Annotated in this window: 19 protein-coding genes and 1 other annotated feature; of the genes, 3 read left to right on the forward strand and 16 right to left on the reverse strand. The window is 38.9% G+C overall.

Going from position 1 to position 15,954, the window contains the following annotated elements:
• Nucleotides 1-20: 20 nt before the first annotated feature.
• The 6 genes from KO561_RS14045 to KO561_RS14070 all read right to left on the reverse strand — a co-directional run bounded on the left by KO561_RS14045 (nt 21) and on the right by KO561_RS14070 (nt 5,143).
• Nucleotides 21-1,211, reverse strand: coding sequence for a coiled-coil domain-containing protein (locus KO561_RS14045; RefSeq protein ID WP_231093902.1), 1,191 nt, complete (start codon nt 1,209-1,211; stop codon nt 21-23).
• Between the two features lie 399 nt (nt 1,212-1,610).
• Nucleotides 1,611-2,414 (reverse strand): zinc transporter ZupT, encoded by an 804-nt coding sequence (gene zupT, locus KO561_RS14050; RefSeq protein ID WP_231093903.1) that lies wholly within the window; start codon nt 2,412-2,414, stop codon nt 1,611-1,613.
• Nucleotides 2,415-2,592: 178 nt separating this feature from the next.
• Entirely contained in the window at nt 2,593-3,180 is a 588-nt protein-coding gene (clpP, locus tag KO561_RS14055; protein WP_231093904.1) for an ATP-dependent Clp endopeptidase proteolytic subunit ClpP, read from the reverse strand.
• A gap of 21 nt (nt 3,181-3,201) precedes the next feature.
• On the reverse strand, nt 3,202-3,900 hold the full coding sequence (locus tag KO561_RS14060) for a sigma factor-like helix-turn-helix DNA-binding protein (RefSeq protein ID WP_231093905.1): 699 nt from the start codon (nt 3,898-3,900) through the stop codon (nt 3,202-3,204).
• Nucleotides 3,901-3,978: 78 nt separating this feature from the next.
• Nucleotides 3,979-4,722, reverse strand: a complete 744-nt coding sequence (locus KO561_RS14065; RefSeq protein WP_231093906.1) for a phosphorylase family protein — start codon at nt 4,720-4,722, stop codon at nt 3,979-3,981.
• A 25-nt stretch (nt 4,723-4,747) separates the two neighbouring features.
• Entirely contained in the window at nt 4,748-5,143 is a 396-nt protein-coding gene (locus tag KO561_RS14070; protein ID WP_231093907.1) for an HIT family protein, read from the reverse strand.
• Between the two features lie 111 nt (nt 5,144-5,254).
• On the opposite strand from KO561_RS14070, the gene KO561_RS14075 reads away from it, so the two are divergent.
• Nucleotides 5,255-5,956: a TerC family protein gene (locus tag KO561_RS14075; protein ID WP_231093908.1), complete on the forward strand. Its 702-nt coding sequence runs from the start codon at nt 5,255-5,257 to the stop codon at nt 5,954-5,956.
• Between the two features lie 37 nt (nt 5,957-5,993).
• Here KO561_RS14075 and KO561_RS14080 read toward each other — a convergent pair whose 3' ends face one another.
• Nucleotides 5,994-6,578 carry a TetR/AcrR family transcriptional regulator gene (locus KO561_RS14080; protein ID WP_231093909.1) on the reverse strand — a complete coding sequence of 195 codons (585 nt, stop codon included), beginning with the start codon at nt 6,576-6,578 and terminating at the stop codon, nt 5,994-5,996.
• Nucleotides 6,579-6,693: 115 nt separating this feature from the next.
• Here KO561_RS14080 and KO561_RS14085 point away from each other — a divergent pair, with 115 nt between their 5' ends.
• The gene (locus KO561_RS14085) at nt 6,694-7,245 is read left to right on the forward strand and encodes a hypothetical protein (RefSeq protein WP_231093910.1); all 552 of its coding nucleotides are present in this window, start codon (nt 6,694-6,696) and stop codon (nt 7,243-7,245) included.
• An 87-nt stretch (nt 7,246-7,332) separates the two neighbouring features.
• On the opposite strand, the gene KO561_RS14090 is transcribed toward KO561_RS14085, so the two are convergent.
• From KO561_RS14090 to KO561_RS14130, 9 genes are all read right to left on the reverse strand, one after another.
• On the reverse strand, nt 7,333-7,797 hold the full coding sequence (locus KO561_RS14090; protein WP_231093911.1) for a GNAT family N-acetyltransferase: 465 nt from the start codon (nt 7,795-7,797) through the stop codon (nt 7,333-7,335).
• A gap of 63 nt (nt 7,798-7,860) precedes the next feature.
• Nucleotides 7,861-8,367 carry a 2'-5' RNA ligase family protein gene (locus KO561_RS14095; protein ID WP_231093912.1) on the reverse strand — a complete coding sequence of 169 codons (507 nt, stop codon included), beginning with the start codon at nt 8,365-8,367 and terminating at the stop codon, nt 7,861-7,863.
• Nucleotides 8,364-9,353, reverse strand: a complete 990-nt coding sequence (locus KO561_RS14100; protein WP_231093913.1) for an NAD-dependent epimerase/dehydratase family protein — start codon at nt 9,351-9,353, stop codon at nt 8,364-8,366. The genes KO561_RS14095 and KO561_RS14100 overlap by 4 nt, the downstream gene beginning before the upstream one ends.
• Nucleotides 9,354-9,527: 174 nt before the next feature.
• Nucleotides 9,528-9,947 (reverse strand): VOC family protein, encoded by a 420-nt coding sequence (locus tag KO561_RS14105; protein WP_231093914.1) that lies wholly within the window; start codon nt 9,945-9,947, stop codon nt 9,528-9,530.
• An 18-nt stretch (nt 9,948-9,965) separates the two neighbouring features.
• Entirely contained in the window at nt 9,966-10,292 is a 327-nt protein-coding gene (locus tag KO561_RS14110; protein ID WP_231093915.1) for a putative quinol monooxygenase, read from the reverse strand.
• A 228-nt stretch (nt 10,293-10,520) separates the two neighbouring features.
• A complete protein-coding gene (locus KO561_RS14115) occupies nt 10,521-11,348 on the reverse strand; it encodes an energy-coupling factor transporter transmembrane component T family protein (RefSeq protein ID WP_231093916.1) in 828 nt (275 codons plus the stop codon).
• On the reverse strand, nt 11,348-13,048 hold the full coding sequence (locus tag KO561_RS14120) for an ABC transporter ATP-binding protein (protein WP_231093917.1): 1,701 nt from the start codon (nt 13,046-13,048) through the stop codon (nt 11,348-11,350). Before KO561_RS14120 ends, KO561_RS14115 begins: the two co-directional genes overlap by 1 nt.
• Nucleotides 13,049-13,215: 167 nt before the next feature.
• Complete coding sequence (locus KO561_RS14125) at nt 13,216-13,770, reverse strand: ECF-type riboflavin transporter substrate-binding protein (protein ID WP_231093918.1); 555 nt, start codon at nt 13,768-13,770, stop codon at nt 13,216-13,218.
• A gap of 14 nt (nt 13,771-13,784) precedes the next feature.
• Complete coding sequence (locus tag KO561_RS14130) at nt 13,785-14,642, reverse strand: SAM hydrolase/SAM-dependent halogenase family protein (RefSeq protein ID WP_231093919.1); 858 nt, start codon at nt 14,640-14,642, stop codon at nt 13,785-13,787.
• Between the two features lie 190 nt (nt 14,643-14,832).
• Nucleotides 14,833-15,102 (reverse strand) — a binding site (T-box leader).
• 149 nt (nt 15,103-15,251) lie between these two features.
• On the opposite strand from KO561_RS14130, the gene ytaF reads away from it, so the two are divergent.
• Complete coding sequence (gene ytaF / locus KO561_RS14135; protein ID WP_231093920.1) at nt 15,252-15,917, forward strand: sporulation membrane protein YtaF; 666 nt, start codon at nt 15,252-15,254, stop codon at nt 15,915-15,917.
• The last annotated feature ends 37 nt before the right edge of the window (nt 15,918-15,954 follow it).

Raw genomic sequence — 15,954 nt, forward strand, 5'->3', positions numbered from 1 at the left:
AAAGATAGGCCTCTAATCTATTAATTTAATACTCTTCTTACAACACCGCTGAAATGATTAGCCCAGTACCCACTAGACATATTTGCAATAGCTACACCAGTGGAGCTTTGAGAACCGATAAACCTTCCTCCACCAACGTAAATTCCAACATGTCCATTTGTTTTATACGTATTGAAGAATACCATATCTCCTGGTTTCATAGCGCTTGGAGAAACAGCACGTCCAACTCCAACTAGAGATGAAGTACTTGCTGGTACACTGATTCCTGCTTGAGAGAATGCGTATGATACAAACCCTGAACAATCGAATCGACCGTTAGCAATATCGCTAGCAGTTCTTCCTCCACCGAAGTCGTAGACAGAATTACCAATATACTTTCTACCTGCATTGATTACAGTAGCAGCTGATCCGCTCGCAGAAACATTAGAAAAATTTGCTGATGTACTATATGCCTTAACAAGTGGAGATTTACTTGCTTGGAATGACTCCAATTCACTTGCTAAATTCGCATCTTTACGCTCAAGAGCTGCTTTCAACGCTTCATTTTTCTCTTGTTGATCAAGAAGGTCTTGTTTCAATGCTTCATTTTGTTCTTTTTGCTCTAGAATTTGAGCCTGCATTCCTTCTAACTCCGTCATCATGCTATTCAAATCTTCTAGTTTCTTCTTAACAGAATCTTGTTTTTCTTTCACAGCAGCTTTATCTTCTTCTAGATCATTTAACAAGTCTTCATCCGCTTGAACGATGGTGTTTACAGCGAATACACGATTTACAAAATCATTGAAGCTTTTCGATCCAAAGATTACTTCTAAGTAGCTGATTTCGCCACCACTTTGTTGAAAAGATTGTGCACGCTCTTTCAAAATATCAAGACGTTTTTCAATGCTTTTTTCTAAAGCAACAATCTCTTCCTCTAATTTCGCAATTTCTGCTTTTGTCGTTTCTATTTTCTTTTTTGTATCCTCAATTTTTTGTTGGTTATCTTTGATAGCTTGGTCGACACGTTCCACTTGCTCGTTTAGCTCTTTTAGTTCTTTATCCGCTTCTGCAATAACTTTTTCCGCTTCAGAAATCTTCGCTTGAATCTGAGAACGTTCTTGTTGTATTTGAGTTTCTCTGCTCGTCTCTGCTTGTACATTTGGGATAGCGATCGTACTTGCTAATCCAACTGCAATACTTAAGTTAAGAATAATAAGCTTTTTCTTTAGCACTCGATTCCCCTACCTTCCAAAACTATCGTTTATCTCGTATTTATGTAAACTATTAAATTTTCTATCATTTATCCTATTAATCTCTCTATCTTGATAGGCACTTCGTAGTATAACATCAAAAAATGACAGGAATGTAATACGAATATTACAATTCTGTTTCATTCGTTACAAAATTCCTCTTTTATACAAATTTTTTCATACTAAGAACCCTTATAAGCACTGATATGATAGGGTTTTCAATTCAGAAAGGGAAGTAAGAAACAAACGGGGATATTCGATGGATTTTTTGTCATTTTTACTAATTTAGGGTTGCATTATATGACAAATTGGTTACAAAAGCGAAAAAATGCCCCCAATATTGGGAGCATTTAGCAATATATACTGAAAATCCTCGATTCCTTAAATGAACAAGAGAAGACTTAAAGCCATCACTATCATTCCAGCGATGAGTCCATAAATGGATGTATGTGCTTCGTCATACTTTTTGGCCGCTGGTAACAACTCATCTAATGAAATGAATACCATGATGCCAGCCACTGCAGCAAATATTAACCCAAACATAATATCATTTAAAAACGGCATCAGAATCAAATAAGCTGCGATTGCACCAATCGGTTCTGACAATCCTGATAAGAAAGAGAGCTTAAATGCTTTCTTTTTATCGCCTGTAGCGAAATAAACAGGAACCGAAACTGCAATCCCTTCTGGAATATTATGAATCGCGATGGCAACAGCGATCGCAATGCCTAAGCTAGGATCCTGAAGTGCGGAAGTGAAGGTTGCAATCCCTTCCGGAAAATTGTGAATGGCAATGGCTAATGCTGTAAATGTTCCCATTTTTAAAAGATTGGGATCATTGACCTTTTCCGTTTTCATTTCCTCTACTCTCTTCACTTCGTGAGGATTTCCTGATTTCGGAATGAATTTATCGATCAAGGCGATAAGTAACATACCACCAAAAAAGCCTATAACAGTTAACCAATTTCCTAATTCAACACCTAAATCCCCGACGAGAGCATCCTTCGCCTTCACAAAGATTTCAATCATGGATACGTAAATCATAACACCCGCTGAAAAACCTAGTGCTAGCGATAAAAATTTCGTATTTGTCGATGAAGTGAAAAATGCTAGTACACTCCCGACACCGGTAGCAAGACCCGCCATAAGGGTTAAACCAAATGCCAATAAAAGCCCTTCTCCCATTGTGATACCCCTTTCTCTGTTCTTTTCTGAACTATTTTTCACATTATATGCAGTACCGACCAAAAAGTTTCCCTTATGCAAGATTTTATTGCTAGTACAATTTTTAGTCAATTGAAATATTTTATGATGGCATGAAAAAGCTAGGCATTCAACCAAGAATCCCTAGCTTTGGCCTTAACTATTTATTTTTTGGACTAATTACTTCATCAATAATACCGTATTCCTTCGCTTCAACAGCACTCATAAAGTAATCCCGATCCGTATCCTTTTCGACCTCTTCTTTTGCCTTGCCAGTGCGTTCGGCAATAATATCGTTAATATGGTCCTTTAGCTTCAGGATTCGTTTAGCTGAAATTTCGATATCTGTAGCTTGGCCTCTTGCACCACCTAATGGCTGATGAATCATAATTTCGCTGTTAGGGAGTGCGCAACGTTTCCCTTCCGCTCCGGCTAATAAGAGTAAAGCGCCAAATGAAGCCGCCATTCCCGTACAAATCGTCCGAACATTAGGCTGAATATACTGCATCGTGTCGTAGATGGCAAACCCGGCAGTCGTAGATCCACCTGGACAATTAATATATAACGAAATATCTTTTTCCGGGTCATCAGCTGCAAGAAACAGTAATTGGGCGACAATCGTATTTGCAACATGGTCGTTAATCTCATCACCTAAAATAATAATGCGATCCTTTAAAAGCCTTGAATAAATATCATAGGAACGTTCCCCTCGACTAGATTGTTCAATGACATATGGAATCGTCGTCATGTTTATAACCCCCTTGGCATATTAAGCTGCTAAAGAGAGTGTGTGAGTGGATGAGTAGTGTAAAGCATGTATGGTTGGAAGCTTACAAGTCGGATTTTGATTTTTCTTCAGACTATCTATAGAAGGAAGTGCTTGAATTAACACCGTCGGTTCTTGATTCTGAATAGTTAAAGTGACAAGTTCGCTTAGTTCCTCCTCCTCTTCCCAAAAGGATAAGAAATCTCCACTATCTTCTTCCTTTTCTAAACGTCTTTTCGCTCTTAAATAGCTGGCTTTCACAGCCATTTCCGTTGTCTCCAAAAGTTCCGCTATTTCCTTCAAACGAAAAGCGAATGCCTCTCTTAATAGAAAGATTACGGCTTGCTTTGGAGTAAAGCGTTGCTTAAGAATTTCCACTATTTGAGATGCAGAAGTTCCATCATGTTGGCCCGCTTCCTCTGAAAGAGTCGTTGCTTGTAGCTCTTCTCTCTTTCTCTTGCGAACTGTATCTATCCAATTGTTGTAGGCAATTTTCTTTAATAACGCTGGAGAAATCTGTCTGGCTCCAATGCCATAATGCTCGATAGCCTTGACAAGAGACTCTTGGGCGACCTCCTCACTATCCCATTTGTTTCTTGTAATAAACCGACAATAATGCAATAGACTTTTGTAATGTTCTTCCCATCGTGTTCCTTCTAATTCGTCTAAAGACCCACCGACGAAATTTAACTTCTCATACACGTTTACTCACTCCTTTACACACTTCTCATGACTTAAACGATTTTCCAGATAAAAAAGATACGGGGGTAAAATATTTTTTCATTTTGTTGCTAAATGTAACGCTAATTCCTTGATTCGTCGGTCTGTTTCTTCTTCCATTTGATCCCGTTCTTCATCTTCATGATAAAACGTATCTCCCTTGATTAAGTGATCCGACAAATTCAATATAGCGATTGCCTTCTTACCGAAATAAGAGGCAACGGATAATGTTGTGGCCGTTTCCATATCAACAGCCACATGTCCTTTTTCCGCCCAATCATTCACCATCGATTGTGTTTCTACCATAATAGCACCAGTTGTCAAAATGGTTCCTTTCTTATAATTATATCCATTCTCTTCACAAAAGCGAACGGCAGCATTTACGAGTTGTTCATCCGAATATACGATTTGCTGATTAGGAAGATACCAATCGGAAACACCATCCTTCATTTCCGCAGCCGTGACGATCAATATATCCCCATAGTCCACCTCGTGAGATAAACCACCAAAATAGCCCGTTTGGATCCATTTGCTTGTCCCCATCACTGAAAAACGATGGACAACAGTCGCTGCCATTGGACCACCATACACATTTGCAAACCCTATTTGATTTCCTTCATAGCTCCCGACAATGCTGTTCCAGCTCGGCAACCATTGTATAGGCTTCAAAATTCCCGTCCATTCCTTTATATTGTGGTCATGCTCGTGCTCGCCATGGATAACAAATGCACCTGGAATTTGTTCTTCTCTGATATCTAGTGCTTTAAGCCAATCTCTTTTTGTAAAATCCCCATATAACTTCATTACCAATTCTCCTCATTATGTAGTCTTACTTTTTTCGTTTGTTTTCTGGCTGCTTCAACCAGTGTCTAAGTCCTTTTCCAGCATAAGGTTCATCGTTATACCTCGGAATGACATGAAAGTGACTGTGTAAGATCGTTTGATTAGATGCTTCACCGACATTCCATCCTAATGTAAAGCCATCTGGCTTATGCCTATCTGATAAGTAGGCTCTTGCTTTTTGAAGCAGATCGTATGTGTCCATCCACTCCTGTTTTGTGAGATCAAAAGTAGTTATTCGATGTGCTTTTGGAACAATTACTCCACTTCCTTCTAAAACATCTTGTTGTTTATCGTGCTGTAAAAAATAACAGGATTCGTTTTCGAATATGATATTTTGGTGTGAGTCTTTCTTTGGATTGCAGAAAATACATTCTTTTGTCATTTCATTTATCCTTCCTTATGCGAATTCGTGATACTATTTTCGCGAATGTGTTACTATAATAAAATAGTATCGTAAATCCGCATTATACGTAACCTAGGAGGAACAAAACAAATGGATTTCTTGCTCACAACACTTGGACTAGCTATCTCATCTGGTGCCATTATTGCTTTATTAAAAATCATCGCAATAGATATCATCTTGTCCGGAGACAACGCAATTGTCATAGCCATGGCAACGAAAAATCTTCCTAAGGAGCAACAAAATAGAGCCATTTTCTGGGGAACAGCTGGGGCCGTTATTCTTAGAATATTATTTGCTGCTATCATCGTGTATTTACTCGAGATTCCTTATGTCCACCTCATAGGAGGACTGCTTTTACTTTGGATTGCTTATAAAGTGCTCGTAGAAGAGGAAGAGGAATCGCATATTCAATCCCATACCGGAATGCGCAAAGCGGTTATGACAATCATCATTGCTGACGCCGCCATGAGTTTAGACAATGTCGTGGCCGTTGCTGGAGCAGCGCACGGTCATATCGGAATGATCGCGCTGGGAGTTCTCATAAGCATTCCTATCATGATTTTCGGTTCGAAGTTAATTGTGAAAGTACTGGAAAAATATCGTTGGATTGCTTATATTGGGTCTGGGATACTGGCTTGGACAGCAAGTGAAATGATTACAGAGGATGAAAAAGTACTAGAACTTCTTCATTTGTCACACGGGACTATAACTTACATCATTTCCGGAATTATAACAGTAGCAGTATTATTGATGGGTTATGTTGCGAACCAACAAAAGATTAGAAAAGCGTAAATTACAAATGCCCACTACTTCTTAAAGTCAGTGGGCATTACTTATATAATCGTTCCATATAAGATGATAAGATGGATTTAACTTTTTCTTGAGGAATTCGAGTAGGATCGAACAAGGCGTGAATCGCTAGCCCGTCCACCAAACTATACAAAGCTTCTGCTTCCAGGTCCAAATCAATTCCATCTTTTAGCATGTTGTTCTCTTGTAGGGTATGCATGAGAATCTGAATACCAGCATATACTCCATCTGTATCTATTTTCCTTTGCTCTTTCTTATGGCGAATATGGATGAGAAAGGAGAACCAAATTTCCATCTCTGCCCGAGTTTCTTTACTTGTTGGAACCATCTCCATTAATGCTTGGATTACCTTTACTTTCAATGGTATATCTTGCGAAACAATTTGCTGAATTCTCTCGGTTGCCCGCTCCTTCACTAAATCCATGGCATAAGCTAGAAGCTGGTCCTGGCTGGAAAAATAATACCGCAACGCTCCTAATGACAAGTTCGCCTCCTTTGCGATATTTCGAACAGACGCATGCTCTATCCCTTTTTCTAAAATGACCCTCCACGTTGCTTCTGCAATTTGTCTTTTCCTTTTAAGATGATCTACTTTTTTTGGCATAGTACTATTTTATCAAGTAACCAACTTTGAATCAATTTTTTAATACAGTTGTATTATTAAAAAGCACTTGATATAATTTATTTAATACATATGTGTTAAAAAGGGGTGCTTTTGAATGATTACTGCGATGATTATTACATGTGAAATCCTGTTTTGGGTTGTCATTTTACTCGGTCTCATATCCAGATATATGTTGCGTAAAGAAAAGTTAGGTCTTTTCCTACTCGCTTTGAGTCCCGCGATTGATCTAATTTTACTCGTCGTGACAGGATTTGATTTATATAGAGGTGCTGTCGCAACTACTGCTCATGCTATTGCTGCTGTATATATCGGTGTCTCCATTGCTTTTGGAAAGAGTATGATCGCTTGGGCAGATGAACGGTTTCAATATTATTTGTTGAAGCAAGGGCAAAAGCCTAGGAAACGCTATGGATATGACTACGCTAAGCATTACTTTAAAGGTTGGATTCGGCATGCACTCTCCTATCTAATTGGAGCTGCTTTACTGATTGGAACCATAGTCTGGATTGATGATCCTAGTAGAACAGAAGCACTCCGTGGGGTTCTAAAAATATGGTTGCTTGTTGTGGGAATTGACCTTTTAATTTCCGTTAGCTATTTTGTTTCGCCTCGTAAAGCACCACAAAGTAAAAGCAACTCCTTTTAGAGTGCCAGGCACCACCCGGTTTTTGTCAAAAAAAGTCGAATGAAAAAGCTTGGATTGCCTCCAAGCTTTTTTCTATATGTATATATTTTATTTAGGTTGCAACTTTTTCGTCATAAACATACTATTGGGGTCCTTTGTATAATCTCCGAACGGTTCACAGTATTCGAACCCGAAGCTCTCATATAGTTTTCTGGCAGGTTGAAATGCTTTCATAGAACCCGTTTCCAAGCTTAGCCGCTCATACCCGCGTTTTTTACTTTCATCTATGATATGTTGAAGTAATTTCCTTGCCACTCCCTTTCTAAGATGCGAAGGGGAAGTTCTCATCGATTTTATTTCTCCATGCTGAGGGTTTAATTCTTTTATTGCTCCGCACCCCATTAAATCTTTCCCGTCCCAAGCACTCCAAAACGTAATTTCTGGTTTTCTTAGTTCGCCTAAATCTAATGCATGAATACTTTCGGGTGGCGAATGTTCGGTCATATTTTGAAGATGGTCAAAGATTAATTGTGCGACCTCAGGTCCTTTTAAATCATCTACTACGATTTCCATGATCTCTCTCCTCTTTGAAATGATTAAAGTAACGCTCTATAGAAACGCTTAATTCTATTCCTTTCACAACCTAATTCGACACTCAACCGTAGATGATTCATCTTCTTCTATCACTTCTACCACTACTTCCGTCACAGCCGTTTGAAAGGTAAGATTTTCTTCACTTACTACTTGAAAAGCTTCCTCACACGCATGGTCAGAGACAAACCTTCCTATTGTTAAGTGAGGTTTAAAAGGCAAATCTTTTCGTAGGAACTGTTTAAGGATGCCCGTATAAAGTCGATTATGTAACTGGACGATCGTATCATAGCCCCTCTCTACATCAATAAAAAGAAACGAATCATTCTCCACCGAGAAACCGCTAAATTCCAACTCAAACGGTTTTATTTCTTTTAAAGCATTAGAAACATGTGACCCTATCATCTTTGAGGATAGCTCACTCTCGAAGGGAAACACAAGGGTTACATGTGGAGCTATCTTCCCATAAAGAGGGTCGTACTTTTCCCTCCACAGTTCCAACTTGTCTATATTTTCGAAGAATGGAAAAATACAAATAGATCTTTTTATCAATATACATCACCATCTAATTCTAAAATTAGCTCCTTTTCTTTCTCTGGATCCATCCCAGCTTCCGATATTTGTTGTTTGGATTCCTTTAGCCAAGCCCCTGTATCACGAATGGTCTCCCATAACGGTCTAGTTTTTAAACCTTGTTTCTTTACTTTTTCAACATTTATTTGGAAAATACCCTTTTCTCCCCATGCTTTTGGCACCCAGAATGGAAGCTCTAAAAAAGGTTGTACCTTTCCCTCTAATTGATGATCATCTGCCCAATATAGAGTAGCGTCCGAGTTTAAAATACGTTTACATTCTTCTAATACATCTTCGAACGTGTATTGATTAGGCTCACTCGTTACATTAAACGTCCCGACCAATTGGTTCTCGATTGCGTCCATCAACCACTCTGCTAAATCTCTAGCATCAATGAATTGTAAATACTCTTCACGATTTCCGGGTGCTAGCACCTTGTCCCCTTTAGCCATTCGGTCTACCCAATATGTAAATCGATCACTATAATCATACGGTCCAACGATAAATCCAGGTCTCACGATAAGATGATGATCAAACCCATTGCGTACCTTGTCCTCACAAAGAACTTTCAGTGGTCCATACGTTTCTGGTGTTTTTTCTTCCACTGTTGTATCTTCGATAGTCGCCAGCTCTGCCTCTTCAGTCTTATTCGGCTCTAGAAAATCTTTATAAACCGATACAGTCGATATAAACGTATAGTGTTTAACATGGTCCTTTAAAAGTTGGACAGACCTATCAACAACACGAGGAAAGAAACCGCAAGTATCAATGACCGAATCCCATTCTCGGTTCAACAGTAATGCGACATCCTTGTCTCGATCCCCTTCGATTTTTTCAATAGACGGAAATAGCCCTGGATTACTTTTGCCACGGTTAAACATGGTTACAGTGTGGCCACGTTCAACTGCTTGTTCCACGATGTGTCTTCCGACAAAATTTGATCCACCGATAATTAGTACTTTCATTTCATCCCCTCCTTACTTTTCAACACGGATTCCCGTTACATATTCATCAATTATCACATAAATATATCCATCCCAACTACAAATCTAGCAGAAAAGTAGCTCAATAAAGAAGTACAATAATTTCGCACTTCAAAACTGAACTACTTTTTTTAAAAATAACTCTTCTGATGTTGATTATCCTTCAGTAGAGACTTGCCACGATACCCCAAACTTGTCCGTCACCTGACCATAGGAAGGACTCCAAAACGTTTCCTGTAGCTCCATTCCTACTTGTCCGCCCTCTTTCAGCTTTGTAAAAATTTCTTTCGTTTCTTCTGCATCGTTAGTCACAAGTGCAATGGTTACTTGATCCCCCACTTCATAAGGCTGGCCAGGGAATGTATCTGAAAGCATAAGATTAATTCCCCCAACTTTTAATTGAGCATTTAGTACTCGATCCTTTGCTTCTGGCGGGACTGAATTTTTCGGATCATCGGGCATATCTGCAAAAGTTTGAATACTTAGTACCTCCGCACCCAAGGCGGCCTCGTAAAAATGAACAGCCTCTTTTCCATTCCCATTCATTACTAAATACGGATACATCTCTTTAATCATGTTACACCTCTCCTTCTATTAATCGTTTAAAGATTGAAAGCTATGGATACGCTCCATTCCCGCGATGATTGGTTTTGCCTTACGAATTAAGTCTTGTGTTACGTCTAGTGTAAGGGAAGCTTGATGTGCCTGCTCATTTTTCCAGACCTCATAGACGTACACGTTATCTGCCTCTTCCTTCATTATGCTCACTGAATATATATCACATTCCTCTAGTTGTCTCATTTTCTGACTTGCTCTCACCAATATCTCTGACAACTCATCCCTTTTCCCCTCTACTGCCGTAAAGTAACCGTATAACCCGAATCTCCCCAAGCCCATCATCCTTTCGAATCTATTATTCATTAACTATCTCATTTATAATTCGGTAAAAAATGATTTTCCCCTTTTTCTTGTCGGATACTCCAATATTTCCTCGGAAATATTCGGATGTCCTCTAATAATGATTCGCCTAAACTCTTATTATGCATAAAAAAACGGTACAAACGCACCGTCTTTTTATGCTTGTGACATTATATGGTTTTGACATGTTTATCATCTAAATTCCTGTTTACAAATACCATTTCATTTTGATTAAAAAGGATTATAGAATCGACTTCCATCGTAAAATGTAACGACTAAAGACACGGCAAATAATAGAAAAAATAGTCCCAGAGCTACAAAATCTGCTTTCACAAATGGACGGCTTCGATACCAAGTTCTCTTCTTGCTTTTGCCGAAACCCCTGAGCTCCATTCCATTACTAACCACTTCGATTCGGTCTAAGCTCGAAAAAATGAGAGGTATAACAATGGCAACCGCATTTTTTATTCGGGAAGGTAACTTTTCTTTTCTAGATAAATCAATCCCACGGGCTTGTTGCGCTAGGGCAATAGTTCGATAATCTCTTTGGATATCTGGAATGTACCTTAAGGCGATTGCAATCGCATAGGCAATACGATAACTCACCCCAATTCGGTTCAAAGAAGAAGCAAATTCACTTGGGTTGGTTGTAACAATAAATAAGAGAGCGGCTGGAATCACAACAAAATACTTAAGTGTAATATTAAGTTGATAGAATAGCTGTTCCACTGTTAGATCATAATGACCCGGAAGTTCCCACCACACATGTAGGCTATCATAGATGTCTACCCCTTGTTGTGGAGCAAACACATAGATTGCTATATTATTAATCAAAAGAAAAAGAAGAATCAGAACTAAAATAAACGAAACTTCTTTAAATCGAATCTTTGATATTGTAAAAATTACAATGCTTAACACGAACATCAAGCTTAGTACTCTCGTATCGTAAGTAAGCATCGCAGCAAACGACCAGAGAATAAAACATATTAATTTGGTTGCTCCGGAAAGAGAATGAATAGGAGATTTTCGATCTATATATGATAACATCTCAGCCGCCATTATCGTTCCTCCCTATCCACATCGATGAAATGTTGGACAAATTCTTTAGGATTGGCTATGTCCATTTTGAGAGCTAATTCAAACAGAGAGGTTTCCTTTAAATGAGCTAACTCTATTATTCTTTGATCCATTAATATGTTTACAGCTGTATCATCCGCCAACTTCTTTCCATCAGATATCACGATTGCTCTAGGCGTATATTCAAGCATGAGATGCATGTCATGAGTAATCATCAAAATAGTAACACCTAGCTGACTTAACTCCCTTAAAAATTCCATCATCTCCGTGTAGTGTCGATAATCCTGTCCAGCTGTTGGTTCATCTAAAATAAGTACTTCAGGCTCCATCACAAGAATGGAGGCTATAGTCACTCTTTTTTTCTGACCGAAGCTTAAAGCAGAAATTGGCCAATTGCGAAAAGGAAACAATCCACAAAGCTTTAATGTTCCCTCCACTCTTTCTTTTATTTCAGTATCAGGAACTCCCCGCGCTTTCAACCCCATCGCTACTTCATCCATAATCATGTGCTTTGAAATCATATGATTGGGATTTTGTAAGACCATTCCAATCCGTTCTGAGCGTTCTTTCACCGTATCATTTGTAATGTCTTGTCCATTCAGCAAAATTCTGCCTTGTGACGGTTTCTCAAACCCACCAATAATCTTAGATAGGGTAGATTTTCCAGCACCATTTTTACCGACAATACTCACCATTTCTCCCTTGCCAATCTGCACAGAAACCTGTTCAATGGTAACCTTATCTTTTGAGTAACCAAATGAGATATCTTTAAGTTCTAGACTCGGTTCAGAAATGGTTTCCTCTATCCTTTTTTGTCCCGAAGAAAACCATAGTTCAAAGTCCTCTTTACAGGAATCTATAGGAAGCGTATCGAGATGTTCCGGATGCATATCCGGAGTAACATCACAACCCGCATACTTTAGAGCCTTCAAGTATAGCGGTTCTCTTATATCATTTTCCAACAAAACAGATGAAGAAAGAACTTCCGCAGGAGTTCCATCCATGACAATGCTTCCGTGATTCATCACAATAATGCGATCCACTTTTTCATGCAACACATCTTCCAACCGGTGCTCGATGATGATAACCGTCTTATTCATTTCTTGCTGGATAGAATCAATTAAAGTAATCGCTTGTTTCCCAGCAGCAGGATCCAGGTTGGCTAGTGGTTCGTCAAATAAAAGAATGTCAACGTCATCTACTAACACTCCACCCAAAGCAACGCGTTGCCTTTGTCCCCCAGACAATTCATGAACAGATGCATCCAAATAAGCATCCATGTCAACTAGCTTTGCAACTTCTTCCACACGACTTTTCATCTCCGATTGGTTCCATTCATCGTTTTCCAACGCAAAAGCGATGTCTTCTCCAACGGTTAGTCCAATAAATTGGCTGTCTGGATCTTGAAGAACCGTTCCGATCAGCTTCGAACGGTCAAAAATCCCTTGTTTATTAACATCTTTTTGATTGATTTTCAATGAGCCCGTGATGTCCCCTTTGTAGGAAAAAGGAGCCAACCCATTCAAGCAATGAGCAAGTGTACTTTTCCCAGAACCAGAAGGTCCAACAATGACTACTTTTTCACCTTGGTTAATGATTAGATTAATGTCATGTAAAGTTGGTTTCGTTTGGCTTCGATATTTAAACCCAAAATCCACGAATTCTATCATTGGTTTTCCCATTTATGTATTTCCCCTGCCGAATGTTTTTCTCTTATTCTACCATTATAATAGAAAGTGAAAAGCCGAGATTTACTCTCGACTTTTCACTTTAAGTGCGGTTCAAAAAGGAGGATGAAAAGCGCAAAGAAGTTCAAAGCGATATTCACCGGACTTTTTGAACATCCTCTTTAAGCATCTAGCTCTAAACTATTACTCTTACTACGTGTTTTGGCATAGGCAGTCAAAAGTATGGTTCCGAGCACTCCAGCAGTAAGGATGTTAAACCCTCCAGCAACTAATCCTTGTACGAATACTTTGTTCGCCGGTTCCGCATATATAAGAATATCTAATAATGGCGCGAGTACAAACCAACCTATTCCATTTGCTACAATTTGGGCGATATTAAAGGTAACGATTTGTTTCAATCCAAAGTTTCCTTCTTCAACTTGAATTCGTTTCGAAAATAACCCAACCGTTAACCCTACAAAACCAGAAACGATCACCCAGCTCCACCAAACGGAGCCCCAAACAATAGCATCAGTTAGGGCGTGACCGATGAACCCGATTAAAAAACCTGCTACAGGACCAAAAAGAATCGCCATAAGTGCTAAAAAGGCATAAGAGGTTTGAAAGTTCGTGTTAGGCACACCTGTTGGAATGGCGGCAAAACGGTTTAAGATAACGAATACTGCAGTTCCGATTCCAATTGCTACAATAGTTTTTGTTGCTAATCCTTTACTCAATCCACTTCAACTCCTTAATTATAAATAATTTTTGGTGCTTTTCTTATCGAAATTCGCCAACTTGATCCTGTCCCAATGTTGTATGCTTTTGCAAAGGAGCCTTGATTAATGGCCACCGCTAAGTTGTCTAAAGAATTTACATACACCAATGGTTCCCCGACACAAATATCTGCGAATGAACGACCATAGGTCATCAAGTTTTTATAAATCTTTCTAGAATCTTGAAGAATAGTTACTTCTAACGTGTCCCCATATTGGACATCAAAGGATAAAAACAGTTCTCGGCTGATATTGGTCCATAGATTACCAAATCGAACATCCAAAATATCGATAATTCCAGTGATCTGATCCTGATGTTTCTCTGCTTCAATAAAAGGAAGAGTGACAACAGAAGAAAGCGGTAACTCTGGTCCAACCTCCTCAAAACTTATCACACCAGATGCTAAACGTGCTCCTGTATAAGCGTAAACATCTCGGCCATGGAATGTATGTGAAGCTCCTGACTGCGGTAATCTATTTACTTCTTCATCAATGATTCTTACTGCTTTTATTCCAATTTTTTGTTGGATATGCGTGAGCGTGCCATTATCGGGAGTCACAATATACTGATTGGAATTTGTTTTTACAACAACACTTTTTCGATCTGATCCTACTCCCGGATCAACAACAGATACAAATACCGTTTCTTCTGGCCAGTAGGTAACCGTTTGTAATAGTCGATAGGAGCCCGCCCAAATATCGTAGGGGGGTATATCGTGGGTTAAATTGAATATTGGAATATTCACATCCACGGAAAACGCTACCCCGTTCATTGCATTAACCGCCCCATCACTTAATCCAAAATCTGTTTGTAATACCAATGCTTGACTCATATATATATCCCCTTTCTCTGTGTTTTATATCTAGACTACGTTTAGAATGAGTCTTTCATAATCACTGTTTTGTAAAGTTTCCGTCTCTATGAAGCTTTGTTAATCCCTCCTCATCTCCATTGGAGAATCCTTGTTGTGCCCTCATGGAAGTTTTTCTCCATATAAAAAACCACGCCCTTATCTCGTAACAGATAAGGACGTGGTTTGATTCACGTGGTACCACCTTAATTTGCTATTTGCTCACGCAAGATAGCCTCAACAAGTACAGAACATCCTAAGTTCATATACCGTGGTTTTGATAACGAGTACCAATTCTCGGCGAAACCTACTCATATCCTTGGATACGTTCAGCCCGCGGCTCAGAGTCCATTGTTCAAATCCGTATTTTTGCTTCTTCTCAGCTACCGAAGCTCTCTTTGAAAAATAACTAGATTTTACTTTCTCTCTTCATTGCCTTTTATTATTGAGGATAATATTATACGAAAAAGAAAATTTATGCAATACTTTTTTTGAAATTTTTTGAATGCTCAAAACTTTGCTTTTTTAAGAATGGAATGTCACGATTCCATCCCCTGCATATGATATTCAAGTGATTATTGACGTTAGGGAGTGATTGCCATCTCCTACTTATCTTTGCTCATATTAGCATTGGCTGTCAGTCTTGATGGCTTTGGGGTTGGATTAAGCTACGGATTAAGAAAAATAAAAATTCCATTCATCTCCATTTTCATCATCACACTATGTACAGGAATTGTTGTATTACTTTCCATGACCTTTGGGGAACTCATCACATCTTTTACAGGATTACATGCGGAACATCATATTGGAGCATGGATATTAATAATAGTCGGGGTTTGGGCTACGATTAATTACTTCAAAAATGACGAAAGAAGCCGCAAACCATCCTCACCCGATAAAGGGAAGGGACAACCAACACGTGTGATTCGAATAAACTTGAAGTCACTCGGATTTGTCATCGAAATCTTAAAGGTTCCTTCTAAAGCTGATTTGGACAATTCCGGTACCATAAAAGGCTGGGAGGCTGTACTATTAGGAACAGCGCTTTCGCTTGACTCGTTCGGTGCTGGGATTGGGGCTTCATTCATGGGATTTTCACCCGTATTAACAGCTTTAACAGTAGCCTTTCTAAGCTGCCTCATGATCTTTTCTGGAACAAAAATTGGTCTCACATTTGCCAATGTAAAATGGTTGAATTATGTATCATTCCTGCCTGGAATTATATTAATAGGCATTGGAATATCTAAATTATTGTAACGGTAACACCCCATAAAAGGATGATCTCCTTCTATGG

The organism is Radiobacillus kanasensis (genome assembly GCF_021049245.1).
In the GTDB taxonomy this organism is placed as follows: Bacteria; Bacillota; Bacilli; order Bacillales; family Amphibacillaceae; genus Radiobacillus; species Radiobacillus kanasensis.

What these genes read in the sequence shown, in the direction of transcription:
- zupT (WP_231093903.1), bottom strand. Translation starts at nt 2,414, where the DNA reads ATGGGAGAAGGGCTTTTATTGGCATTTGGTTTAACCCTTATGGCGGGT.
- clpP (WP_231093904.1), bottom strand. Translation starts at nt 3,180, where the DNA reads ATGACGACGATTCCATATGTCATTGAACAATCTAGTCGAGGGGAACGT.
- KO561_RS14065 (WP_231093906.1), bottom strand. Translation starts at nt 4,722, where the DNA reads ATGAAGTTATATGGGGATTTTACAAAAAGAGATTGGCTTAAAGCACTA.
- KO561_RS14070 (WP_231093907.1), bottom strand. Translation starts at nt 5,143, where the DNA reads ATGACAAAAGAATGTATTTTCTGCAATCCAAAGAAAGACTCACACCAA.
- KO561_RS14075 (WP_231093908.1), top strand. Translation starts at nt 5,255, where the DNA reads ATGGATTTCTTGCTCACAACACTTGGACTAGCTATCTCATCTGGTGCC.
- KO561_RS14080 (WP_231093909.1), bottom strand. Translation starts at nt 6,578, where the DNA reads ATGCCAAAAAAAGTAGATCATCTTAAAAGGAAAAGACAAATTGCAGAA.
- KO561_RS14085 (WP_231093910.1), top strand. Translation starts at nt 6,694, where the DNA reads ATGATTACTGCGATGATTATTACATGTGAAATCCTGTTTTGGGTTGTC.
- KO561_RS14090 (WP_231093911.1), bottom strand. Translation starts at nt 7,797, where the DNA reads ATGGAAATCGTAGTAGATGATTTAAAAGGACCTGAGGTCGCACAATTA.
- KO561_RS14100 (WP_231093913.1), bottom strand. Translation starts at nt 9,353, where the DNA reads ATGAAAGTACTAATTATCGGTGGATCAAATTTTGTCGGAAGACACATC.
- KO561_RS14105 (WP_231093914.1), bottom strand. Translation starts at nt 9,947, where the DNA reads ATGATTAAAGAGATGTATCCGTATTTAGTAATGAATGGGAATGGAAAA.
- KO561_RS14110 (WP_231093915.1), bottom strand. Translation starts at nt 10,292, where the DNA reads ATGAATAATAGATTCGAAAGGATGATGGGCTTGGGGAGATTCGGGTTA.
- KO561_RS14115 (WP_231093916.1), bottom strand. Translation starts at nt 11,348, where the DNA reads ATGGCGGCTGAGATGTTATCATATATAGATCGAAAATCTCCTATTCAT.
- KO561_RS14120 (WP_231093917.1), bottom strand. Translation starts at nt 13,048, where the DNA reads ATGGGAAAACCAATGATAGAATTCGTGGATTTTGGGTTTAAATATCGA.
- KO561_RS14130 (WP_231093919.1), bottom strand. Translation starts at nt 14,642, where the DNA reads ATGAGTCAAGCATTGGTATTACAAACAGATTTTGGATTAAGTGATGGG.